At 70.5% G+C, this 21,177-nt stretch carries 21 protein-coding genes, 2 tRNA genes and 1 rRNA gene; 6 read left to right on the top strand and 18 right to left on the bottom strand.

Annotation, left to right across the window (positions count from 1 at the left end; translation table 11 throughout):
• Nucleotides 1–90, bottom strand: a 16S ribosomal RNA gene (locus tag ABZU25_RS27940); the annotation flags it as partial.
• A 632-nt stretch (nt 91–722) separates the two neighbouring features.
• On the opposite strand from ABZU25_RS27940, the gene ABZU25_RS27935 reads away from it, so the two are divergent.
• Nucleotides 723–947 carry a hypothetical protein gene (locus ABZU25_RS27935; protein ID WP_355032333.1) on the top strand — a complete coding sequence of 75 codons (225 nt, stop codon included), beginning with the start codon at nt 723–725 and terminating at the stop codon, nt 945–947.
• 3 nt (nt 948–950) lie between these two features.
• Here ABZU25_RS27935 and ABZU25_RS27930 read toward each other — a convergent pair whose 3' ends face one another.
• Nucleotides 951–1,748, bottom strand: a complete 798-nt coding sequence (locus ABZU25_RS27930; RefSeq protein ID WP_355032332.1) for a carbon-nitrogen hydrolase family protein — start codon at nt 1,746–1,748, stop codon at nt 951–953.
• 38 nt (nt 1,749–1,786) lie between these two features.
• Nucleotides 1,787–2,620: an EamA family transporter gene (locus ABZU25_RS27925; protein ID WP_355032331.1), complete on the bottom strand. Its 834-nt coding sequence runs from the start codon at nt 2,618–2,620 to the stop codon at nt 1,787–1,789.
• Between the two features lie 41 nt (nt 2,621–2,661).
• Between ABZU25_RS27925 and ABZU25_RS27920 the strand changes: the two genes are divergently transcribed.
• Nucleotides 2,662–3,288, top strand: a complete 627-nt coding sequence (locus tag ABZU25_RS27920) for an XRE family transcriptional regulator (protein WP_355032330.1) — start codon at nt 2,662–2,664, stop codon at nt 3,286–3,288.
• A gap of 24 nt (nt 3,289–3,312) precedes the next feature.
• Here the strand turns inward: ABZU25_RS27920 and clpX are convergent, their stop codons facing one another.
• From clpX to ABZU25_RS27895, 5 genes are all read right to left on the bottom strand, one after another.
• Nucleotides 3,313–4,608, bottom strand: coding sequence for an ATP-dependent Clp protease ATP-binding subunit ClpX (gene clpX / locus ABZU25_RS27915; protein WP_007464107.1), 1,296 nt, complete (start codon nt 4,606–4,608; stop codon nt 3,313–3,315).
• 211 nt (nt 4,609–4,819) lie between these two features.
• Nucleotides 4,820–5,482 carry an ATP-dependent Clp protease proteolytic subunit gene (locus ABZU25_RS27910; RefSeq protein WP_007464109.1) on the bottom strand — a complete coding sequence of 221 codons (663 nt, stop codon included), beginning with the start codon at nt 5,480–5,482 and terminating at the stop codon, nt 4,820–4,822.
• 10 nt (nt 5,483–5,492) lie between these two features.
• The gene (locus tag ABZU25_RS27905) at nt 5,493–6,134 is read right to left on the bottom strand and encodes an ATP-dependent Clp protease proteolytic subunit (protein ID WP_007464111.1); all 642 of its coding nucleotides are present in this window, start codon (nt 6,132–6,134) and stop codon (nt 5,493–5,495) included.
• A gap of 250 nt (nt 6,135–6,384) precedes the next feature.
• Nucleotides 6,385–7,731, bottom strand: coding sequence for a trigger factor (tig, locus tag ABZU25_RS27900; RefSeq protein ID WP_355032329.1), 1,347 nt, complete (start codon nt 7,729–7,731; stop codon nt 6,385–6,387).
• 139 nt (nt 7,732–7,870) lie between these two features.
• Nucleotides 7,871–7,944: transfer RNA gene (locus ABZU25_RS27895), tRNA-Pro, on the bottom strand.
• Nucleotides 7,945–8,273: 329 nt separating this feature from the next.
• On the opposite strand from ABZU25_RS27895, the gene ABZU25_RS27890 reads away from it, so the two are divergent.
• Nucleotides 8,274–8,347, top strand: a tRNA-Gly gene (locus ABZU25_RS27890).
• Between the two features lie 89 nt (nt 8,348–8,436).
• Here the strand turns inward: ABZU25_RS27890 and ABZU25_RS27885 are convergent.
• Both ABZU25_RS27885 and ABZU25_RS27880 read right to left on the bottom strand, forming a co-directional pair.
• The gene (locus tag ABZU25_RS27885; protein ID WP_355032328.1) at nt 8,437–8,820 is read right to left on the bottom strand and encodes a hypothetical protein; all 384 of its coding nucleotides are present in this window, start codon (nt 8,818–8,820) and stop codon (nt 8,437–8,439) included.
• Nucleotides 8,817–9,074, bottom strand: coding sequence for a hypothetical protein (locus tag ABZU25_RS27880; RefSeq protein WP_355032327.1), 258 nt, complete (start codon nt 9,072–9,074; stop codon nt 8,817–8,819). Before ABZU25_RS27880 ends, ABZU25_RS27885 begins: the two co-directional genes overlap by 4 nt.
• A 360-nt stretch (nt 9,075–9,434) precedes the next feature.
• On the opposite strand from ABZU25_RS27880, the gene ABZU25_RS27875 reads away from it, so the two are divergent.
• On the top strand, nt 9,435–9,827 hold the full coding sequence (locus ABZU25_RS27875) for a hypothetical protein (RefSeq protein ID WP_355032326.1): 393 nt from the start codon (nt 9,435–9,437) through the stop codon (nt 9,825–9,827).
• A 110-nt stretch (nt 9,828–9,937) separates the two neighbouring features.
• On the opposite strand, the gene ABZU25_RS27870 is transcribed toward ABZU25_RS27875, so the two are convergent.
• Together ABZU25_RS27870 and ABZU25_RS27865 are read right to left on the bottom strand one after the other, a co-directional pair.
• A complete protein-coding gene (locus tag ABZU25_RS27870) occupies nt 9,938–10,435 on the bottom strand; it encodes a GNAT family N-acetyltransferase (RefSeq protein WP_355032325.1) in 498 nt (165 codons plus the stop codon).
• 488 nt (nt 10,436–10,923) lie between these two features.
• Nucleotides 10,924–11,499 (bottom strand): hypothetical protein, encoded by a 576-nt coding sequence (locus tag ABZU25_RS27865; RefSeq protein ID WP_355032324.1) that lies wholly within the window; start codon nt 11,497–11,499, stop codon nt 10,924–10,926.
• Between ABZU25_RS27865 and ABZU25_RS27860 the strand changes: the two genes are divergently transcribed.
• Nucleotides 11,489–12,148: a hypothetical protein gene (locus tag ABZU25_RS27860; RefSeq protein WP_355032323.1), complete on the top strand. Its 660-nt coding sequence runs from the start codon at nt 11,489–11,491 to the stop codon at nt 12,146–12,148. The two genes, ABZU25_RS27865 and ABZU25_RS27860, sit on opposite strands and share 11 nt — an antisense overlap.
• Here the strand turns inward: ABZU25_RS27860 and ABZU25_RS27855 are convergent.
• Genes ABZU25_RS27855 through ABZU25_RS27830 form a run of 6 tightly spaced genes read right to left on the bottom strand, consistent with a single transcriptional unit; the run spans nt 12,125 to nt 19,642 of the window.
• Entirely contained in the window at nt 12,125–13,465 is a 1,341-nt protein-coding gene (locus ABZU25_RS27855) for an O-antigen ligase family protein (RefSeq protein ID WP_355032322.1), read from the bottom strand. The two genes, ABZU25_RS27860 and ABZU25_RS27855, sit on opposite strands and share 24 nt — an antisense overlap.
• Complete coding sequence (locus tag ABZU25_RS27850) at nt 13,465–14,829, bottom strand: oligosaccharide flippase family protein (RefSeq protein ID WP_355032321.1); 1,365 nt, start codon at nt 14,827–14,829, stop codon at nt 13,465–13,467. Before ABZU25_RS27850 ends, ABZU25_RS27855 begins: the two co-directional genes overlap by 1 nt.
• On the bottom strand, nt 14,829–16,034 hold the full coding sequence (locus ABZU25_RS27845; protein ID WP_355032320.1) for a glycosyltransferase: 1,206 nt from the start codon (nt 16,032–16,034) through the stop codon (nt 14,829–14,831). Before ABZU25_RS27845 ends, ABZU25_RS27850 begins: the two co-directional genes overlap by 1 nt.
• A complete protein-coding gene (locus ABZU25_RS27840) occupies nt 16,031–17,260 on the bottom strand; it encodes a glycosyltransferase family 4 protein (RefSeq protein WP_355032319.1) in 1,230 nt (409 codons plus the stop codon). The genes ABZU25_RS27845 and ABZU25_RS27840 overlap by 4 nt, the downstream gene beginning before the upstream one ends.
• A complete protein-coding gene (locus tag ABZU25_RS27835; protein ID WP_355032318.1) occupies nt 17,257–18,438 on the bottom strand; it encodes a glycosyltransferase family 4 protein in 1,182 nt (393 codons plus the stop codon). The genes ABZU25_RS27840 and ABZU25_RS27835 overlap by 4 nt, the downstream gene beginning before the upstream one ends.
• Entirely contained in the window at nt 18,425–19,642 is a 1,218-nt protein-coding gene (locus tag ABZU25_RS27830; RefSeq protein ID WP_355032317.1) for a glycosyltransferase, read from the bottom strand. The genes ABZU25_RS27835 and ABZU25_RS27830 overlap by 14 nt, the downstream gene beginning before the upstream one ends.
• A gap of 266 nt (nt 19,643–19,908) precedes the next feature.
• On the opposite strand from ABZU25_RS27830, the gene ABZU25_RS27825 reads away from it, so the two are divergent.
• Nucleotides 19,909–21,177, top strand: coding sequence for a DUF1800 family protein (locus ABZU25_RS27825; RefSeq protein ID WP_355032316.1), 1,269 nt, complete (start codon nt 19,909–19,911; stop codon nt 21,175–21,177).

The raw sequence follows: 21,177 nt of genomic DNA, 5'->3' as shown, positions 1-21,177 counted from the left end.
CGAGTACCCCGAAGGGCCTTTCCGCTCGACTTGCATGTGTTAAGCACGCCGCCAGCGTTCGTCCTGAGCCAGGATCAAACTCTCCAACAAAAAATGTGTTGAACAGCATCCTGACAACAAACAAATGTTGCCAAAGGAATCCCAACCAGCCAGAAAAACTGACCAGTCCGGGGTATAAATCATAATTGGCACTGGCTTTACAAGCACCCTGTTGAGTTCTCAAAGAACAACCACACACCGACCAGAAGCCCCACCTCAGTGGAACCCCGTTTCGGGGCAACCGCTCAAACCTACTTGGTCGAACTTTCATTGTCAACCTCACGTTCGAGGTGATCAATGTGATTCGTCCGGACCCACGATGACGCACGCCGAACCCGGCGGTCGTTACTGTCGTGGGAAGCCGCAGGCCGGCCGATCGCCGCTTCGCGGCTCTCCGCCCGGCTCCTGCCGGCTTCAAAACCTTACCCGGTCGGCTTCGCGTTCGCAACCCCGTATTCGGGATGTTCCGCACCACCCGGTCCTCAGTCTCGCTCGGCGTCTCCGCCACGAGCCTGGCGCCCGTTCTCGGCCAGTTTGTCCGGCCTCCCCCGTGCAGAGAGAAAGTTACGCGGACGGCCCGGAGAAGGCAAATCAGGGTTCATCACTGGTTCCGGTCGGCTGGTTCGCAACGGTCCCGGTGCAGCCGGAGACGCGGGCAGTCCCGCCGTGCCAGAGTGTCAGACATGGATGAGTCCGGGCTCGGCACCAGCGTGCTCGCCGAGGAGTCGCTGCTCGGCGTTCTTCTGCCCTTCTGGCAGGTGGTGATCGGCGCGGTCGTGCTGGTCGTGCTGGTGCTCTCCGTGGGACGACTGGCCCGGCGGGGCAAATCCCGAATGACCACAGCGCTGCTGATAACCGCCGCGGCCATCGCCGGGTTTGCGGTGATCGGCGTCCTGCTGGAGGGCTGAGGCTCAGAGCCGCCGGTTGGCCAGGCTGGGCAACTCGGCCCGGATCGCGGCGAGCCGGTCGAGGTCCAGCTCGACGACGGACACACCCGGGCCGTCCGGCAACTGGGTGAGGACCGTCCCCCACGGATCGACCACCATGCTGCGACCGAAGCAGGTGCGGCCCGGGTCGTGGTCGCCGGTCTGGCCGGCCGCCGCCACGAAGCACTGGTTCTCGATGGCCCGGGCTCGCAACAGAACCTCCCAGTGGTCCCGGCCGGTGTGCATCATGAAAGCCGCCGGGACCACCAGCAGCTGTGCCCCACCATCGGTGGCGAGCAGCCGGTACAACTCCGGGAAGCGCAGGTCATAGCAGATCGACAGGCCGACCCGCAGACCCTCGATGTCCACCACGACCGGCTGAACCCCGGGCGCGACGACCGTCGACTCCCGGTAGGAGACCCGGCCGGGGATCTCCACGTCGTACAGATGGATCTTGCGATAGCTCGCGGCCAGATTGCCGGAACGGTCGAAGACCAGCGATGTGTTCCAGGTGTGTTCCGGGTCCGGACCGGCCTCGTGGAAGGAGCCGGCGACCAGCCAGATGCCGAGCCGCTGGGCGACCTCGGCGAAGAAGTTGCCCACCTCACCGTCAGCCGGCTCCGGCTCTGGCATCCCGGCGGCCGGACCGAGGTAGTCGACGTACTCCGGCAGGACGGCGAGGTCCGCGCCGCCGGCGGCCGCGCGGCCCAGCAGGGCCTCCGCGGCGGCCAGGTTGGCCTTACGGTCGTCCCGGGCGTTCAGTTGGCAGACCGCGACGCGCATGAGCACAGGGTACGGCCGGAAGGGCGGCTCGGACAGCGTCAGAGGCTGGCCAGCACCAACGCGCCGGCGGCGAAGCCGAGCCCGGTGATCTGGACGAGGCGCAGCCGCTCCCGGTCGACGGCCAACGCCAGCAGCACGGTGCTGGCCGGGTAGAGCGCGGCGACCGCCGCGACGATGCTCAGGTGACCACGGGCAGCGGCGGCGAGGAAGAGCGCGTTGGCAGCGCTGTCGAGCAGACCGGCGACCGCTGCCCAGCCCAACTCCCGTCGCCCGAGGCGCAGCCGCGCCCGGGTGCCGAGGGCCAGCGCGAGGCCGAACGCGATCGAGCTTGCCCGAACCGCCGCCACCGGCCACATTCCGGCGCTCTCGTCGGCCTGGCCCAGGAGTGTGTAGAAGACACCGAACAGCGCCCCGGCGGCGAGGGCGAGCCCGACCAGCCGCGGCGGGATGGCTCGCCGGCCGCCGCTTCCTCCCAGGCTGACCAGGGCGATGGCCAGCACCGCGAGGCCAGCACCGGTGAGCGCCAGAGCACCCGGGAAGGACGCCGTGAAGAGACCGGCGATGATCGGCACCACCGCGGCGGTGATCGCGGTGACCGGCGCCACCACAACCATCATCCCGCCGGAGAGAGCCCGGTAGAGCAGCATGACACCGCCCGCGCCGGCCACCCCGGCGAGAAGCCCCCAGCCGAGGTCACCGACGTGCGGGGTCCCGGGCACGACCAGCACCAGCACGACCAGCAGCGGGACACTCAGCAGTTGGGAGATCACGGTGACGGCGATCGGGTCGGCGTGTCGGGACGCCCTGCCTCCGGAGAAGTCGGCCGTACCGAACGCGACGGCGGCCAGCGCGGCCAGGACAATGGGTATCATGTGTCTGTCGTACCACAATACTGACCGCGAGGGATAGTTTAATGACCGAGCCGGGACCGGATCGGGTAGGCGCGGTTACCGCCGCGGTGGCCCGCCAGGTACGCGAACTACGGGCCGCCCGAGGCTGGTCCTTCGACGAGTTGGCCGGCCGGTCCGGGGTGAGCAAGGGCATGCTCGTGCAGATCGAGGGCTCGCGCACCAACCCGAGCGTCGGCACACTGTGCCGGGTCGCCGACGCGTTCGGCGTCAACATCGCCCGACTGCTCGAACCGGCCGAGGAACGGGCCGTGAAGATCAGTTCAGCCGGCGAGGCGCCAGTGCTCTGGCAGGGCGAGCACGGCGGCACAGGCCGCCTGCTGAGCGGGTTGGGCGAGCCGGATCTCGTCGAGTTCTGGGACTGGCGGCTCGTGCCCGGGGAGGCGCACCGTTCCCTCGACCACCCGCGCGGCACCCGCGAGGTGCTGCACATCCTGGACGGCACGGTGATCGTCCGGGTCGACGGGCAGGACCATCCCGTCCGCGCCGGGGAGACCATCGAGATACACGCCGACCGGGAGCACGGCTACCGCAACGACAGCGACGCCCCGGCCAGACTGATGATGGTGGTCGTCACCCCGTCGGGCGAATGGGACCGCCGAACGCGATCACGCCGGCCGCGTCAGGAGTGAGCGGCCGGCGTGGCGTGGGAAGGATCAGGCCGACTTCTCCTCGCGGTCCCGCCGGGCCCGACGCCCGGTGAACTCGCGCGGAACGATTGTCGGGTTGACGTTCTCCAGGACCACCTCACGAGTGATCAACACCCGGGCGGCGTCGGGGTTGCTCGGCACCTCGTACATCGCGGAGAGCAGCACTTCCTCGATGATGGCCCGCAGGCCACGGGCACCGGTGCCCCGCAGCATCGCCTGGTCGGCGATCGCCTCCAGCGCCGGCTCGTCGAACTCCAGCTCGACCCCGTCCAGCTCGAACAGGCGCTGGTACTGCCGGACCAGGGCGTTGCGTGGCTCGGTGAGGATCCGCACCAGGGCGCTGCGGTCCAGACTGCGCACGTTGGTGATCACCGGCAACCGGCCCACGAACTCGGGGATCAACCCGAACTTGAGCATGTCTTCCGGCATGACCTGGCTGAAGATGTCATCGGTCGACCGATCGGACACCGACCGGAGCCGGGCACCGAAGCCCGTGCCGCCCTGCCCGGTGCGGGACTCGATGATCTGGTCCAGCCCCGCGAAGGCGCCACCGCAGATGAACAGCACGTTTGTGGTGTCGATCTGGATGAACTCCTGGTGCGGGTGCTTGCGGCCGCCCTGCGGCGGCACGTTGGCGACAGTGCCCTCGAGCATCTTCAGCAGGGCCTGCTGGACACCCTCGCCGGAGACGTCCCGCGTGATCGACGGATTCTCCGACTTGCGGGCGATCTTGTCGACCTCGTCGATGTAGATGATGCCGGTCTCGGCGCGCTTGATGTCGTAGTCCGCGGCCTGGATCAGCTTGAGGAGGATGTTTTCCACGTCCTCGCCGACGTAGCCCGCCTCGGTCAGGGCCGTGGCGTCGGCGATGGCGAACGGGACGTTCAACATCCGGGCGAGGGTCTGCGCCAGGTGGGTCTTGCCGCAACCGGTCGGGCCGAGCAGCAGGATGTTGGACTTGGCCAGCTCGACGGCATCACTGCCGGAGCCGGGCGCGTTGGCCGCCTCGGCCTGGATCCGCTTGTAGTGGTTGTAGACCGCTACCGCGAGCGCCTTCTTGGCCTGGTCCTGACCCACGACGTAGTTGTCGAGGAACTGGCAGATCTCCATCGGCTTGGGAAGCTCTTCCCACTTCACCTCGCCGGACTCGGCCAACTCCTCTTCGATGATCTCGTTGCAGAGATCGATGCACTCATCGCAGATGTAGACCCCTGGGCCCGCGATGAGCTTCTTGACCTGCTTCTGCGACTTGCCGCAGAAGGAGCATTTCAGTAGGTCGCCGCCGTCACCGATCCGTGCCACCTACGTTCTCCCTGCACTCATCGGCCGGAGACCCGGCCCTGACCTGCGGACGCCGCGCGCCGCCCGGTTTGGTTCACCCCACCGGCCGAACCGGCGAAGCGGTACGGACCCGACGTTACCCGCTGACGGGGCATTCTCCGACCCCCAAAACGGGTGTGTCAGAGGTCGGCCGGGAACTAGACGCCCCGGCCAACCTCTGACCCGGTACTGCTCAGCTGGCGGAGTGAGTCGCCAGCAGACCCTTCTTGCGGCTGGTCAGGATCGTGTCGACCAGCCCGTACTCCTTGGACTCCTCGGCCGTCATGATCTTGTCACGGTCGATGTCCTTGCGAACCTGCTCGATCGGGCGGTTGCAGTGGCGGGACAGCATGTCCTCCAGCTGCGTCCGCATCCGCAGGATCTCCCGGGCCTGGATCTCGATGTCCGAGCCCTGCCCGTAGCCGCCCTCGGTGGCCGGCTGGTGGATGATGATCCGCGAGTTCGGAAGAGCCATCCGCTTACCCGCAGTGCCCGCCGACAGCAGCACCGCTGCCGCGCTGGCGGCCTGCCCGAGGCAGACCGTCTGGATGTCCGGGCGGACGTACTGCATGGTGTCGTAGATCGCCGTCATGGCGGTGAACGAACCACCCGGCGAGTTGATGTACATGATGATGTCGCGGTCCGGGTCGGTGCCCTCGAGCGTCAGCAGCTGGGCCATCACGTCGTTTGCCGACGCGTCGTCCACCTGGACGCCGAGGAAGATGATCCGGTCCTCGAAGAGCTTGTTGTACGGGTTCGATTCCTTGACCCCGTACGACGTGCGCTCGACGAACGACGGCAGCACGTAACGGTTGTGCACGGCCGCGAACTGGGGCGGCAAGCTCAGATCGGTCATCGTCAGCTCCTCAGCTCAGGGTCCCGGCGCCATCCGGAACCTGAGCGGCTCCGATGATCACCTTGTCGATGAAGCCGTAGTCCATGGCCTCCTGGGCGGTGAACCAACGGTCCCGGTCCGAGTCCGCCTCGATCTGCGACTGGCTCTGGCCGGTGTGGTGCGCGACCCGCTCCTGGAACATCCGCTTCGTGTAGAGCATCTGCTCCGCCTGGATGGCGATGTCGGACGCCGTGCCGCCCAGACCACCGGACGGCTGGTGCATCATGATCCGGGCGTGGGGCAGGGCGTACCGCTTGCCCTTGGTGCCCGCGCAGAGCAGCAGCTGGCCCATCGAGGCCGCCATGCCCATCGCCACGGTCGACACGTCGTTGTCGATGAACTGCATGGTGTCGTAGATCGCCATGCCGGAGTAGACCGAGCCACCCGGCGAGTTGATCCACAGGTTGATGTCGCGGTCCGGGTCCTCCGCGGCGAGCAGCAGCAGCTGCGCGCAGATGCGGTTGGCGACCTGGTCGGTCACCTCACTGCCCAGGAAGATGATGCGTTCCTTGAGCAACCGGTTGTAGACCGAGTCGTCGAGGTTGCCAATGGAGTCGCCACCGCGCGCGTCAATCGCCCGGAGCGACTTCTTGGGGATGTGCATGTCGGTCATGGCAGCCCTTCGCTCTCCGTACCGTCTTTCCCGACACTAACCGCTGTGCGGGGCGGCAGAGTCCCGGTCGGGGCACTGTTCGCTCTCAGCGCAGCTGTGTCGGGGGCACCCGCGGCGCGGGCTTCCGGGCGTACCCGGCAACGCTGACTTCCGGGCGTACCCGGCAACGCTGACTTCCGGGCGTACCCAGAAATGGATTCGGCCGCCGTCCACCGCACAGCGGCGGACGGCGGCCGCACCCGACGATCAATCAGTGGTCGTGGTTGTGCTCGGCCTCGTTGGCGGCACGCAGGGCGTCGAGGGTGATCCCGTTGCCGGCCGCGTCCTTGATCGTGATCCGCTCCATGACGGCGGCGAGCGCCTTGCCCCGCCGCACGTCGCCGAAGACGGCGGCGGCAGCGCCGGAGCGCACCAGCTGGTCGTAGTACTGCTGGGGGGCCATCCCGGCGCGCTGCGCCCGGTGCACGATCTCGTGCCCGAACTCGTCGTCGGAGACCTGCACGTCCTCGGCGTCGGCCAACGTGTCCAGCAGGAGCTGGACCTTGACGCCCTCGGTCGCCGCCTCGGTCAGCTCGGTGTCGATCTGCTCCTCGGTCTTGTCCTCGGCCGCGAGGTATTCCTCCATGGAGGCGCCGATCCGCTCCAGCTGGTCGATCATCGCCTGCTTGCGGCTCTCGACCTCCTCGCGGACGACACCCTCCGGCGCCGGGATCTCGGCGGCCTCGACCAGCTGCGCCAGAGCCTTGTCCCGAGCGGCGTAGATCTGCTCGACCTGCTTGCCCTGGGTGACCCGGTCACGCAGGTCGCCGCGCAGCTCCTCGATCGTGTCGAACTCGCTCGCCATCTGGGCGAACTCGTCGTTCAGCTCCGGCAGCTCCTTCTCCTTGACCGTGCGCACGGTCACCGCCACCTCGGCGTCCCGACCGGCTAAGTCGCCGCCGACGAGCTGGGTGGTGAAGGTGGTGTCCTCGCCGGCGGCGAGGCCGACGACGGCCTCGTCCAGGCCGGGCAGGAGCTGCTTGCTGCCCACCTCGTGGGAGATGTTGCTCGCCTGGCCGCCCGGCACGTCCTCGCCGTCGACTGTGGCGTTCAGGTCGATCTGGACGAAGTCGCCCTCGACGGCGGCCCGCTCGACGGTCTTGAGGGTCGCGAAACGCTCCCGCAGGTTCTTCACCTGCTCGTCGATCTCGCTCTCGTCGATCTGCAGCTCGTCGACGGTCACCTCGATGGAGGACGCGTCCGGGATGGTGATCTCCGGACGGACGTCGACCTCGGCGGTGAAGTTGAGCGAGTCACCGTCGTTGAACTCGGTGATCTCGACCTCGGGGCGCCCCAGCGTCTTGAGGTCGTGCTCGCGCACCGCGGCGAGGATGTTCTCCGGGATGGCCTCCTGCACCGCCTCGTTGAGGACGGTGCCGCGGCCCACCCGCTGGTCGATCACCGCGGTCGGCACCTTGCCCCGGCGGAAGCCCGGAACCTGGACCTGCGAACCGATCTCCCGGTACGCCTTCTTGAGGCTCGGCTCGAGCTCGACGAACGGCACCTCGATGGCGAGCCGCACGCGCGTCGGGCTCAGAGTCTCGACGGTGCTCTTCACAGGCGTACTCCTTGACGGATCTCAGTTGAGTCTGGGCGTGATTCAGCCCATCGAGTGTAGGCGAGCCGGCCTGACGCTCCGGCAGCGCCCGGGAACCGCACGGTGGCGGCACCCGGGGCGGCCTGGCCGCAGACGACAGTCGGGGTGGCGGGATTTGAACCCACGGCCCCTCGCTCCCAAAGCGAGTGCGCTACCAAGCTGCGCCACACCCCGTGGCGACGTGCAGTCTATGCCGTCGGCACGACTCCGGCGGTGCCGGGGCACCCCCCACCCGGACATATCTCCCTAAAACCCCGTAACGCCCGCGGGCCTGCGCGCCGTGGGCGACCGGGCGGCCTTGGGGATCAAGATCCACACGCCTTCCCGGATCTCGCGGGTATCCGGGCGGGGGGAGACCACCACATCCCTGCTTGTCAAGTGGATCTTCGGGGTGTGGCGACGCGACGCGCGCACAACCCGGCGCCACCGGGCGGTGGCGTGGCTGCGCGGTCGGCAGAGGCATTGGGTACGCTGTCCGGGCGCCCCGTTCTGGCGGGGTGCACGCGGGCGTAGCTCAATGGTAGAGCTTCAGTCTTCCAAACTGACTACGCGAGTTCGATTCTCGTCGCCCGCTCCAACGGCCTCCGGCCCAGGTCAGAGGCCGCATACCGCGATCCTGCCGCCCTCGCGTCAGGGACGCTGCCCCGACGACCGTCCCTGACACGGCTACCAGATGATGATGCCGCCGTGCACCGCCTTGGCGCGCTCCACAGCGTGCCGCACGTTGGTCAGGCAGTGCAGGATGCGATCCGCGTCGTATCCGGTGCCGGCGGAGAGTTGCTCGACGTTCTCGGCCAGGAGCACGCACTCCTGCTCGAAGGCGTCGAGCTGGCCGGGCGGCACCACGAGATTCCCGCGGTTCTCGATCGTGATGTCAGCGAGTTGCGGCAGGAACGTCGCCCCGAGACGTCGAGCGGCCGCGGAACCCCACAGCTCGTGACGAAAGCTCTCGGCTCCCACCCCGGTGCTGGTGCCCGCCGGATCCGCGACGACGTTCCGACCGGCGTAGGCGTCATCGTCCGGTGTCCACACCGCGATATCGAGGCTCAACTCCGCATCCGCTCCCGGTCAGCCGACGGCGGCTCGCACTCCTCGATCAACTCCCAGGCGTTGAAGAACTTCGGCTGCGGGCCGAACAGCTCATCCAGATATCGCGTCGGACCCGCATGACGATCGTCGCCCGGCAGCCAGATCGAATCGCACTCCGGGCACAGCAGGAACACCCGGCCGTCGGCACGGACCCGGTACCAGGTCTGCCAGTCCTGCTCGCATGCCGTACAGGCGACCCGTGCGTCGTCGTTCACGAAGATAGCTTCGGATCCACCATCGGGCCCGCGGTGATCACTGGCCGACATTCCTCATCCCGTTCCCGATGTCGAAGGACGCCCCACGGCCCCGCCGGCACGCATCACCCGGACGCCCCGACGGCGAGCAGGCACCAGCAGTTCGACGCGCACGGACCGACCGTACCGCTCTTCGCGTTGGCCTTCCACGAACCAGGAACCACGAGGCTGAACGGCCGGAAACACGGTCGGGGCAGTCCACTACGAACGTGTAGGCCCAACCCGTGCTCGGCCGAATGTGGCGCAGGCAAGGTGTCAGAGGTTCGAGGTTCGCCGATACGGCTCCTGTGAAGACGGTCGCGGATGGCCGAGACTGTGGCGATGTCACGCGATGTCGATAGCGCCCCGCGCAGGCAGGTCGCCATTGCCGCTCTCCTCGTCGCCGCTGGCGTGCTCGTCCTCTTCGTCCCCGCCGGCGACGAGGGGAGGGTCCTCGTCGCCCTCAGCGAAGGTCACGGGCTGTCGGCCGTGGACGTGGTCGGCGCGGCACTGCTGGCGTCGGGCGGCACCTGGCTGGAGGTGCTCGTGGTACGACGCCTGCCGCACCTCGCCCTGCCCGCACGGACGTTGTTCGCCCTCGGCCTGCTGGCGGGCCTCGGTGTGGGGCTCCTGATCGCCTCGGTCTTCTCGGGATTCTTCTGGTGGTGGGCTGTCGGCGCCACCGCGCTCGGCGTCGTCATCCTCGTCCTCGTGCCCCTCACGGCACGCCGTTGAGGTCATCGACCGAACGCCGGTCGAGCCGCCGCGCCCGGACGCGACAGGTGACCGCCGCGGCCGCGTCCCGACCCCGCGCGAGGACGCCGGCACGAATCACCTCGGCCGGGTCACGAGGCGCGCGGCAACGCGAGCCAGTCGTGCCAGGTGATATCGCGGCCCAGACAGCGGGGCTGCCGGAAGGGCCAGTCGGCGGCGATCCACTGCGGCACCAGCGCGTCGAGCGCACGCTCCGCCGCGCTGCCGACAAGGTCGTTCACCACCCACCAGGAAATCTCGCCGTCGGCGCCGGTGCGCTCGGGCGGGTCGATGTAGACACAACCGAGGATCGCCGTCTCCTCCTCGTCCAACAGCGCGTAGTTGAACGACTGGTGCGCGGCGATCTCTTTTTCGTGCCGCAGCAGGTCGATGCGGTCCTCTTCATAGGTCATCGTCTCCGGGGGCCACGCCCAGGCCGGGCCGAAGATCTCCCACAGGCGCTCCCGGGAGCCCATCACGGCGGGGTAGTCGAGCGCGGTGTCCGCCTCCCGGATCGGCCGCAGGTGCAGCGCCGTGTTGGGCACTGGCACGTGCACGGGGTGGACGAAGTCATCGGGCAGCCAGCTCATGGGCCGAGGCTATCGCCGGTGGGTGCGGGATGGTCCGGGGGTGTGCGCGCCGGGGCGGCCGACCAACGGCCACCTGATCGCTGACTGTCGTCATCCAGGCAGAGACTTCCTCGGCTCCGGGGCTTCGCCGGGCCAGTCCGGATGGGTCGGCATGGATATCATCACGTGGGCAAGCGGAAGAGGTCGCACATGCAGCCAATTGGTCCGTACCAACGGATCCGGAGACTGGGTGTCTGCCAGATTGGCGGCATCTGGTCCGCCGTCGATGGTGGGCAGCAGTCTCTCGTGGTGGTGGTGCTCGACGTCGGCATCGCTGGAGAGTCACGGTGGCGGGACGCCTTCGCGGCCACCAGCCACGCGATCGCTCGTTCGGAGGCGGGCAGCCCGCTCTGGGTCGATGCGGACTTCTCCGCCACCACTCCCTGGGTCGCGTACCCGGAAGATCTCCTGCCGACGGCCGAGCGCACTTTCGCCGCCCTCGGGATGACCTACCAGCCGGCTCCCGCCGAGCCGGACGATCCGCCCGCTGAGACGGAGCACGCACAGCAGGCATCGATACCGGTGCCGCGCCAGACGCCGCGGGCAGAGCAGACGCGACAGGCCGAGCAGACGCCACGGGCACAGGCCACGCGGAAGCCACCGGCTGAGGCCACGCAGACGAAACGGACCGAGGCGACGCCGACGCCGCCGGCCGACCAGCGGCCCCCGGCCGAGCAGGCGGCGCCGCCGCGCGCCCCTCGGCCGACGTCGACGGACGACCAGGCACCGCCGGCCGTCGAGCCGACAACTCCGACCTTGCCCCCACCACCGACCTTGCCCCCACCACCGACCTTGCCACCACCACCGGCCTTGCCACCACTACCGACGCCGACGCCGACGCCACCAACGCCGACGCCGACGGAGCACGCCTCGATGCCGGTGTGGGCCGTCCCGTCGCCAGCGCAGGACAGGCGGCCTCGCTCGACCTCCACCGGCCCGAAACCCACACCGGAAGCCGAACCGGAGCCGGCTCCGACGTCGGAGCCGAGAAGATCCCGCGCGGGCCGGTGGGCCATGCCGGTCATCGGTCTGGTGCTCGGCCTCGTCGCCGGTGGTGGTCTGGTCCTGCTGCTCGACCCCGGCACGGATCCCCCACAACCGAAGCCCACGGCGGGTCAGTCGGCACTGCCCGCACCGGCCCCGGCCTCCGCGCCGCTGAGCCCCGGGCTCGAACCGCCGGCCCAGGGCGAGTGGCCTGCCCAGTGGGTGCGCTTCGCCGCCACTGACCGGATCCTCACCCTCAACGGACTGGACGGTCTGGCGTTTCCGGTGAAGGTGCCGCCGACCTGGCAGTGCAGGTCCGTCGAGCGGGCCGCCGGGCTCAGCAGACACCAGTGCGGCGCGCCGGCGGGCAGCGAAGCCGAGCTCGGCGGTGAGCTGGTCGTGCGCGACTGCCCGGCGCCCTGCGACGGGCCACGCCAGACCGCGATGCGTACCGGCGAGGAGGCCTGGGGGCTGCAGTGGGTGCGCAGTGGCCCCACCTCGGCGTACGCCGAGACCAGCAGCCTCACCGTCGACGGCGCGCAGCGGTACGGGCTGGTGGTGGTCGCGTACTGGCGCAGTGGCAGCGGCGACATCGACAGACAGTTGGTGCTGCGGATGACCGCGCCGGTCGGTGGCGCCAACCAGCTCCGCCGGGTCGCCAACTACCTACGGGACGTCCTGATCTTCTGACCCGGTCGTCTGCTCGGGCGCGGGGCTGGGCAGCCCGGCTCGTGCGATCAGACCGAGCGGCAGCCAGGTCAGGTACCCGGCGAGGGTGACGGACACGTGCGATGCCTCCAGCCAGGACACCCACAGCAGCGCGACGAGGAAGAGCGCCGGCCCCACGTTGCCGGCCCCGGCCAGGAGCATCGACCGCCGCCAGACCTGGTACAGCAGCACCGCGAACAGCACGACGGTGAGCAGCCCCCCGATGGCCAGCAGGTGCACGAGCACGTTGTGCCCGTGGGTGTACCGGCCGCCGAGCGCCGCGGCCAGGTCCGGCTGCCGCTCGAAGTATTCCGGGCCGTGGCCGGTCAGCGGCCGCTCCGTCCATCGGCTCAGCAGGGCACGCCACGTCCGGCCCCGGTTGGTGAAACCGGCCGGGTCGGTCGTCAGTAGCGGGCTGAAGACGGTCAGACCGAGCGCGACGACCAGCGGGACGCCGATCAGCAGCGACAGTCGCCGGCGACGGCCCCGTTCGGACCGGTCGACCCGCCCACCGGTACGCCAGCGGAGCAGCCCCCAGGTCAACACGACGACGATGGCCGCGAGTTGGCTGGTCCGGGAACCGGTCCAGAGCAACGCGACAAGGATCAACGCCAGGGTGACCCGACGTGACGCCGTGGGCCGGATGCCGAACACGAACGGCAGACTGAGGGCGAGGATGAGCCCGAGCACGTTCGAGTGTGGGTACGGGCCAGCCAGCAACCCGCCGATCGCCCAACCCTTGTTGCCCGCGTCGGCTCCGGTGAGCAGCCCCAGGTCCGGCCGCACCACCGCCAACAGCATCGCGACGACAGCGGTGGCCGCACCGAGCACACCGATCGCGGCCAGCGCCTGCGCCCCGGGTCGGAGCACCCAGATGGCGACAACGGCGATCGGGAGGGCCAGGGACACCGGCCCGGGGGGTTGCCCGTTCACCAGCCCCGCGAGGTGGATGGCGGCCAGCGGGGCGAGGACCACGACGAGCGCCCACACGCGATCCGGGCGTCGTTGCCGCAGCCCGTACGCGGTGAGGAGGAGGGCCAGGCCGATGAACGCCGCGGTGGTGACGTCACCCAGGACGCGGCCGGCAGGGGGCATCGACTCCACTGCGGAGTTGAAGGCCGGTCGCCCGTTCCGCAGGATCTGGACGAGTTGGGGAAGGGTCACCCTGATCCAGGCGAGGACCAGCAGCACGACGACGCCCGCGGTGCCGAGCCACTCGGCGTTGCCGGGGTCGGGTCGGATCAGTCTGCTGGCCCGGAGCAGGGCACCCTTCGTCTGGCCGCTGGACACCGTACCCATCAAACTCCCCCGCCTGTGCCGGCTGACTGTGAATTGGCCGCGTTCCGTGCCTCGGGCGGTCCGGTCCGGCGAGCCCGCCACCGCTGCCTGAGCCCGGCGCGCAGGTGACGGAGGTCCGCGGCGTACGGCACGGTCACCGCTCGCAGTGACGGCACCGCTGGCAACCTGCGTACCGACCGGGCCGCGATGCCGGCCGCGACGGCGTACCCCACCAGGCTGGCGAGGGCCGCGCCGACCGCGCCCAGCGGGGCCAGCACGACGAGCAGCAGTACGCCGGTGAGTGAGCCGACGACGAGGGCAACCGACGATCGGCCCGCCTTGTCGTGCACGAGCAGCAGGGCGCTGAAGATCTGTACGCAGGTGAACACGACGGTGCCCGCGCAGAGGATGACGGTGGGCAGCGTGGCGGGGGCGAACGCGGCGCCGAAGAACCGTGGCACCAGCAGACCCGCGCTCGCGGCGAGGACCGTGCATCCGAGCGCCGCCACCGGCACGGCGACCCGGGCCACCCGCAGTACCGATTCGTGGTCCTCGCTGCCCGCCCCGCCCATCAGGACGGTCCGGGCGGCGGTCGCGACGACGGTCGGCAGTTCCGCCACGCTGACCGCCACCGCGTAGAAGCCGAGTTCCCGTGCACCGAGCAGCGGTAGGCCGACGACCTGGTCGAGTCGGGCGCTGGAGGTCGCCGCGAGGACCCCCGGCAGGCAGGTGAGCGCGTACCGGATCAGTGACCGGACGGGAATCGGCTCGGCCCGATCGGCTGGTCCGGTACACGTCGCTGGCACCGGGCGGCGGCGCAGCCGGGGCAGCCCGACGAGCGCTCCGCTGGCCGTCGCGGTCAGGAAGAGCGCGGCGGCCCAGAAGGCGCTCAGGTCGAGGGCCACGCAGGCGATGACCAGCAGGATCGTCCGCAGCGCCGCCGGCACGACCTTCATCAGGTTGACGCCGCCGATGTCCGCCGCACCGGTGAGGGCGCCGATCGCCAGGTTCGCCAGGATGTGCAGCGGCGCGAGCAGCGCGAGCACCATGAACTGCTGCCGGTCGACCTCCGCCCGGTCGAAGACGAAGAGGCTCAACACGCCAAGTAGCAGCACGGCGACCAGACCGAGCGGCACGGCGGCCAACAGGCTGACCCGGGCCGCGTCCCGCCGGGACAGCCGGCTCTGCCGGACGTGGAAGGTCAGCGCGTCCTGCAGACCGTAGGTGCCCAGCCAGCCGCAGATCACGATCGGCACGGTGAGCGCGGCGTACAGCCCGCGCCCCTCCGGCCCGAGTTCCCGGGAGAGGAACGGGCTGACGAGCAGCCCGCTGACCGGGATCAGCAGGTTGGCGGCGGTGGAGGCGACCAGCCGGTCGACGGCCATCACCGTGCGGGTTCGGTGCCGGCGGCACCCCGATCGGCGAGGTAACCACCGGTGCCGAGCGCCGTGCGGAGGCGTTCCGCGAACCGGGCCTCGGAGAACTCCTGGCCCACCAGCCGCGTCGCCTCCGCGGCCATCGCGTCCAGGGCGGTCGAGGTGGTCGCGAGGAGCTCGGCGGCCATCGCGGTCGGGTCCGCGGCGATCCGGACGGCGGGGCTCGCCGGCACGCCCTCGGCACCGACCGTCGTGGTGAAGACCGGGACCGCGTGGGCCAGCAGGGTGAGGGTCTTCAGCTTGACGCCGGCCCCACTCCACAGCGGCACCACCCCGGCGCGGGCGTTGGCGAGGGCGGCGCGCAGATCCTCGACGTAACCACGCACCCGGACCCCGGGGTGCCGACCCAGTTCGGCGCGGACCGGCGCGGTCAGACCCGAGCCGACGAGGGTAAGGGTGTAACCGGACCGGACCAGCGCCGGCCAGCCCTCGGCCAGGAAGCGCCGCAGGCCGCTCAGGTTCGGCTCGTACGCGAAGGTGCCCAGCCAGACCAACTCCCGCTCCTGGGGCTGAGGCTGATGGCCGGACGGGAGCGGAACGCAGCTGGGCAACACGAAGGTGGCCGCCCGGCCGTGGTGTCGGCGCAGCCGCTCGGCCTCGTCCTCGCTGGTCACCGAGACGGTCGCGCAGGACGCCAACGCCCGTCGCTCGAATCGGGTCGAGACGGCGGTCAGGTAACGGGCGCGCAGCCGGTACGCGAGGTCGCCCGCCGCTTCGATCTCCTGCCGGACGCTGGCGGCGAGCACGTTGGCCTTGTCCCAGTGCCAGCGCAACCGGGTCCCGGGGAAGTAGGCGCCGGCCGCCTCGCCGAGGGCTATCGCCGCACCGTCGCGTCGCCGCAGCTCGTCGTGCAGGTCGGCGCTGTAGCGGCTCCGGATCCACGGCGGCAGACCGGACGCGAGGGCCTGTGCGTATCGCCCCGCCGGACCGAGGCGGTCGTAGCGGAAGGGCGTGGCCGCGAAGGTGCGTACCCGCATCGGGTGGAGCAGTTGGCGCAACTGCTCCACCTGGTCGGCGGTGGTGTCCGGGCGGCGGACCACCAGCAGGGTGCAGTCCGGCACCTGAGCCAGCGCCCGCAAGATCATCGACACCCGGACGGGATCGCCCCGGTCGAGAGGGATCGGCAGGTACGACGAGACGACGCTGAGGGTCACCGGTGCCCGCCTTCGCACGGCACTGTCGGTCGGGTCGGGGTCGAGCCGGCCAGGTCCCGCCAGACCGACAGCAACCGGTCGGCCTGCGCCGCCGGGGCGAACTCCGACCGGAGCCGGAGCAGCAGCACCTGGGCGCGCCGTTGGGCCGTGACCGGCTCGGCGACCACCGCCCGGATCGCGGCGGCGAGGGCGACCGGGTCGTCCGGGGGGACGAGCCAGCCGCTGTCCGGACCGACGAGTTCGGGGATGCCCGAGACCGCTGTGGTGACCACGGGGACGCCCTGACTGGCCGCCTCCATCAGGAACACCGGGATGCCGTCGAGGTCGCCGTCCGGGGCGGGCCGGCAGGGCAGGGCGGCGACCTGCGCGCTGGCGAGTGCGGCAGTGGCCACCGAATGCGGCACCGCGCCGTGCAGCACCACGGCGTCGGCCAGCCCCGCCGAGTCGATCCGGCGGCGCAGTTGGTCCCGCAGTGGACCGTCGCCGTAGATGTCGTACCGGATCGGATGCCCGGCCTGGACGAGCCGGGCCACCGCGTCGATTGTGGTGTCGATCCCCTTCTTCGGGATCAGCCGGGCGACGGTGACGATCCTCGTCGGGGTGCCCGGCGTGGGCGCGGGCACTGTGGGCGGGGTGTCCAGGAGTCGGGCGTCGACGCCGGCCCGGACGACCCGGTGGGGAATCGTCGCGATCGGCACTCCGCGGTCAGCGAGTTGGCCGGCGGTCGCCGCGGAGACGACGAAGAGGTGCCGCAGTCGGGCCAGCCGGCGACGCAGAGTGGCCGGGTCCGGGTCGAGCAGGAAGTCGGCGGCGTGTGCGGTCGCCGTCACCGGCCGGTCGAGTCGACGCCCGACCAGCAGGGCGACAGCGGTGGGCAGATTGACGAAGTGGGCGTGCAGGACGTCCGGGTCGAAGCGCGCGATCTCGTCGGCGAGGGCGGTGGCCGCGGCGCTGGCCAGCAGGCCACGCGCCAACCCCCGTCCCCCGGCAGCCCGCGACGGCAGCCCGAGCAGGCGCAGGTCGGCCGGGAGCGCGCCGGGACGGCGGAGCAGTTGGACGGCGGCCCGGCGCGGCTCGGCCCGACGGTTGCCGTCCGGGTTGGCCACGAACATCTCGACCGTCGCCCCGGCCGCCCGCACCGCCTGGATCTCGGCGGGGATGAAGGTCTCGGTGAGCCCGGGTGGGCGGACCTGGACGTACCCGATCCGTAGTGCCTCTGCGCTCACGCGGCGTCCCGGGCGCGGGCCGGCCGGTGGGCGCGGCGGACGGTCTCGAAGAACTCGGCGTGCCGATCCACGCAGTCCGCGTCGGACAGCAGGCCCGGCGTGTGGGCGGCGGCGGTCGCCAGGTCATGCCGTAGCCGCTGCGAGGCCACCAGGGTACGCAGCACCGAGGCGAGCGCGTCTGGATCTCCGGGCGGGACGAGCATTCCGTTGACCCCGGAGCGGATCCACTCCCCCGGCCCACCGCCCTCGGTGGCCACCACCGGCAGCGCCCGGGCCAACCCCTGGAGCACGGTCTGGCCCAGGGGCTCGGCCCCGAGCGACGAGTGCACCAGGATGTCGATCGAGTCGAGGAAACCGTTGATGTCGTCGACGTGCCCGCGGAACGTGACCTGTTCGCTGATGCCCAGCGTGGCGGCGAGGTCCCGCAGCTGCGTCTCGTAGGCCTCCTCGCCGAAGAGCGGGGCACCGCAGAGGTACGCGCGCACGTCGGTGCCGCGCAGGCTCGCGGCGAACGCGCGGAGAAAGACGTGCTGGCCCTTCCAGTGCTGGAGCCGGCCGACCATCCCGATGGCCCTGACCTGGGGCCGAACCTCGGGGTGCGCAAGCCGCTCGGAGATCCCGCTGGGGCTCTGGATCACCGTCCGCTGGGCCGGAACCCGGGGGCCCGGCGGGACGCTGGCGAGGGTGAACCCGGAGTTGGCGATGATCCCGTCGGCGCGCCGCATGGCCAGCCGACGGAACGCGGGCAGCCCGATTGGGCCGAGGCTCTCGACGGTCAACGGGCCGCGGAGGTGCACCACGAGGGGCCGGCGCCCGGCTCGGTCGGCGAGCGCGCAGATGATCGCCGCAGCGGCGGTGTTGGCGTGCACCAGGTCGGCCTGCTGAAACAGTGGGCTGCGCCGCAGCACCCGGGCGCCGTCCCGCAGTGCCGTCAGGTAGCGGGCCGCCAGCAGGGGCGCCCCACTTCGGGTGCCGCCGGTGGGTAGCGTCGGCAGATCCCGGGCCTGCGCCACCTCCTGGGCGGGGAGCTGGTCGAAGGCGACGCCGGTGGGTGGGGCGTACAGGGCCGCCTGCCACGGGTGCGGCTGACCGAGCAGGCGGGCCAGGGCCAGCTCGGCCCCACCGGGTTGCGCGGTGTGGGTGACGTGCAGCACCCGCATCGGGTCAGCCACACTCATGCTCGACCCACTCGGTCACCCGGCGGGCGAAGGTCTGTGTCGAGAACCGCTCGGCCTGCACGGGCATCCGCGCCTGGTCCAGCTCGTCGAGCCGGCTGGTCGCCGCAGCGTAGTCACGGGGGTCGAGCGAGTCGACAAGGACGCCGGTCTGCGCGTCGACGACCGTTTCCAGCAGGCCACCACGGCGCAGCCCGAGGACCGGGGTGCGGCAGGCCTGCGCCTCGACCGGAACGATGCCGAAGTCCTCGTGGACGGGGAAGAGTAGGGCGCGGGCGCCCCAGTAGAGCTGCCGCAACCGGAAGCGGTCCGGCTGGACCTCGATGGTGACTGGCACCCTCGCCTGGTGCGCCAGGCGCCGCAGTCGGGCCTCCTCGGGCCCGGAGCCGGCGATGACCAGGGGTAGGCCGGCCTCCTCGGCGATGGCGATGATCAGGTCGAAGTTCTTGTAGCGCACCCAGCGCCCGACGCCCAGCAGGTAGTCGCGCGGTTGCGCCCGGTCTGCGGTCGGGGCGGCGGAGAAGAAGTCCACATCGACCGGCGGGTTGATCACCCAGGCGTCGCGCCCCCAGTGCCGCCGGATCCGGTCGCGCACCTCGACGGAGTTGGCCGCGTAACTGTGCACGTGGTGGCTGAGCCCGACGTCGAGCGCCCGCATCAGTCGTCGGGGCACGGCCAGCATCGGCCCGGACGCGCGGTCGTCGACCCCCGGGTTCCAGAGATAGCGGGCGGGAGCGTGGACGTAGCTGAGGTACCGGGTGCGGTCGGGACTGCCGAGCCGGACCGTGTGCGCGAAGGCGTGGCTGGAGGAGATCACCACGTCGAACCGGTCGCGGGTGAGGGTCCGCCAGACCAGCGGCATGAACGGCAGGGCGACCGCCTTGTTGCCGCGCAGCGGTGTCCGGGCCAGCCACGACACCCGCAGCGGTGGCGGGTCGGCGTCGTCGTCACTCCAGAGCGCGAACCGCTCGGCGGTCGGGAAGACCTCGGTGAGTTGCCGGAAGACCTGTTCCGCACCGCCGGTCGCGGTGAACCACTCGTGCACCAGCGCGACCGAACGTCCGGTCTGGACGGGTGGGACCGGGCGGGGCTCGACGCGTTGCCCCGGGACGCCCGGCCAGGTGTCGGTGCCCGCCGTGGCACCCGCGAGCGCGACCGGCGACTGACCGGACGACTGGCGCAGGGTGGGTGGAACCGGCTGATCCATCACCTCGTACCCCCGTGAGAGTGTGGACGATCGGCGATGCAGCCGCCGATGATAGCGAACATATTGAGCGAAATACATACCACGGGCGACAGAAGTCAGTAATCGGACATCGGATCACCGCCGCCATTACCGATCGTCCACACTCTATGCGGTACATCCGTCGGGGACGTATCGTCGGGGCGCGGCTCGACCCGTCGCCGACGGGCGGAATTCCGGATGATGGTGAAACGCCGCTTCCCTGTTGAGGGTTCCACAATGGTGTCGTTATGACCGACGACGTGGCTCTGCTGCTGCGCCGAACGGGGTTCGGGCCAACCGCCAACGAGCTGGCGGCAGCGCGGCGGGCCGGCTTCACCGCCACCCTGGCTGCGCTGACCACCCCCACGGGGCCTGACATCGGCGCCACCCGGGCACCCATGCCACCGCTCGGCCCCGACCCGTACGTCGGCACACCCGAGCCCACCCCGGCGCAGCGGGTCGACGCCGACGGGCTGCGTCGAGCGCAGGCCGGCACCCTCACCCAGTGGTGGCTGGATCGGATGACCGTTGCCGACCACCAGGCCGTAGAGAAACTGCTCTTCTTCTGGCACGGCCACTGGGCCACCTCGATCGTCAAGGTGAAGAGCCCGCAACTGATGCTGGCGCAACACCTCGCCCTACGGGAATCCCGGGACTTTCGCGACATGGCCCATCGGATGATCGTCGATCCAGCCCTGGTCTACTGGCTGGACGGCCAACTGAACAGCCGCGAAGCCCCAAACGAAAATCTCGCCAGGGAGTTCTTCGAGTTGTTCACCCTCGGCCTCGGGCGTTACACCGAATCCGACGTGCAACAGGCCGGCCTGGCGTTGACCGGGTGGCGGATCGACCTCGCCGGGCGGCAGTCGGTCTTCGACCCTCGACGCCACCACGACGGCGCGTCGAGCATCCTCGGCGTGACCAGACACTTCACCGCCGACAACCTGGTCGACCTGGTGCTGACACAGGAGTCCTGCCCCCGGTTCGTGGCCGCCCGGCTCTGGCACCGGTACGCCTCCAACACCCAGCCGATCCCGGAACACACAAGGGAGGAGATGGTCGCCGCCTTCCCCGAGCCGCTGCCGATGCTGCGGGTGCTGCTGGCCGACGAGATGTTCCCGACCACCCGCGCCACCATGGTCAAACAACCGGTCGAATGGCTGGTCGGCGCGCTGCGCCAACTCGGGTTGCGACCGGCCACCCTCCCGGCGGAGACGATCACCGGGCTGCTCGACGGGCTCGGCGGCCTCGGGCAACGCCCGTTCGCCCCACCCAGTGTCGGCGGCTGGCCGGCCGGGGTGGCCTGGCTGACCTCGGCCGCCGCCCGGTTGAAACTGTCCCTGGCCGGCAAACTGGCCAGCCAGCTCAGCCCGGAGCGGATGACCCCGGAGGAGGTGGCCCACCTGCTCTGCGTGGACACCTGGACCGACCGCACGTACGAGGTGCTGCGCGGCACCACCAACTCCCGGCTGATGCTCACCCTCGGGCTGGTCAGCCCGGAATACCAGGTGACCTGA

Origin of the sequence: Micromonospora sp. NPDC005215 (assembly GCF_040607915.1) — a bacterium.
In the GTDB taxonomy this organism is placed as follows: Bacteria; Actinomycetota; Actinomycetes; order Mycobacteriales; family Micromonosporaceae; genus Micromonospora.
This window is presented reverse-complemented; position numbering and strand designations above follow the sequence as displayed.

Coding starts and splice junctions, on each gene's coding strand:
- ABZU25_RS27835 (WP_355032318.1), bottom strand. CDS start 18,438: ATGAGTGTGGCTGACCCGATGCGGGTGCTGCACGTCACCCACACCGCG.
- ABZU25_RS27830 (WP_355032317.1), bottom strand. CDS start 19,642: ATGGATCAGCCGGTTCCACCCACCCTGCGCCAGTCGTCCGGTCAGTCG.
- ABZU25_RS27865 (WP_355032324.1), bottom strand. CDS start 11,499: ATGACCGGCATGGCCCACCGGCCCGCGCGGGATCTTCTCGGCTCCGAC.
- ABZU25_RS27910 (WP_007464109.1), bottom strand. CDS start 5,482: ATGACCGATCTGAGCTTGCCGCCCCAGTTCGCGGCCGTGCACAACCGT.
- ABZU25_RS27870 (WP_355032325.1), bottom strand. CDS start 10,435: ATGAGCTGGCTGCCCGATGACTTCGTCCACCCCGTGCACGTGCCAGTG.
- ABZU25_RS27905 (WP_007464111.1), bottom strand. CDS start 6,134: ATGACCGACATGCACATCCCCAAGAAGTCGCTCCGGGCGATTGACGCG.
- ABZU25_RS27825 (WP_355032316.1), top strand. CDS start 19,909: ATGACCGACGACGTGGCTCTGCTGCTGCGCCGAACGGGGTTCGGGCCA.
- ABZU25_RS27850 (WP_355032321.1), bottom strand. CDS start 14,829: ATGGCCGTCGACCGGCTGGTCGCCTCCACCGCCGCCAACCTGCTGATC.
- ABZU25_RS27925 (WP_355032331.1), bottom strand. CDS start 2,620: ATGATACCCATTGTCCTGGCCGCGCTGGCCGCCGTCGCGTTCGGTACG.
- ABZU25_RS27855 (WP_355032322.1), bottom strand. CDS start 13,465: ATGGGTACGGTGTCCAGCGGCCAGACGAAGGGTGCCCTGCTCCGGGCC.
- ABZU25_RS27930 (WP_355032332.1), bottom strand. CDS start 1,748: ATGCGCGTCGCGGTCTGCCAACTGAACGCCCGGGACGACCGTAAGGCC.
- ABZU25_RS27875 (WP_355032326.1), top strand. CDS start 9,435: ATGTCACGCGATGTCGATAGCGCCCCGCGCAGGCAGGTCGCCATTGCC.
- ABZU25_RS27920 (WP_355032330.1), top strand. CDS start 2,662: ATGACCGAGCCGGGACCGGATCGGGTAGGCGCGGTTACCGCCGCGGTG.
- ABZU25_RS27860 (WP_355032323.1), top strand. CDS start 11,489: ATGCCGGTCATCGGTCTGGTGCTCGGCCTCGTCGCCGGTGGTGGTCTG.
- ABZU25_RS27935 (WP_355032333.1), top strand. CDS start 723: ATGGATGAGTCCGGGCTCGGCACCAGCGTGCTCGCCGAGGAGTCGCTG.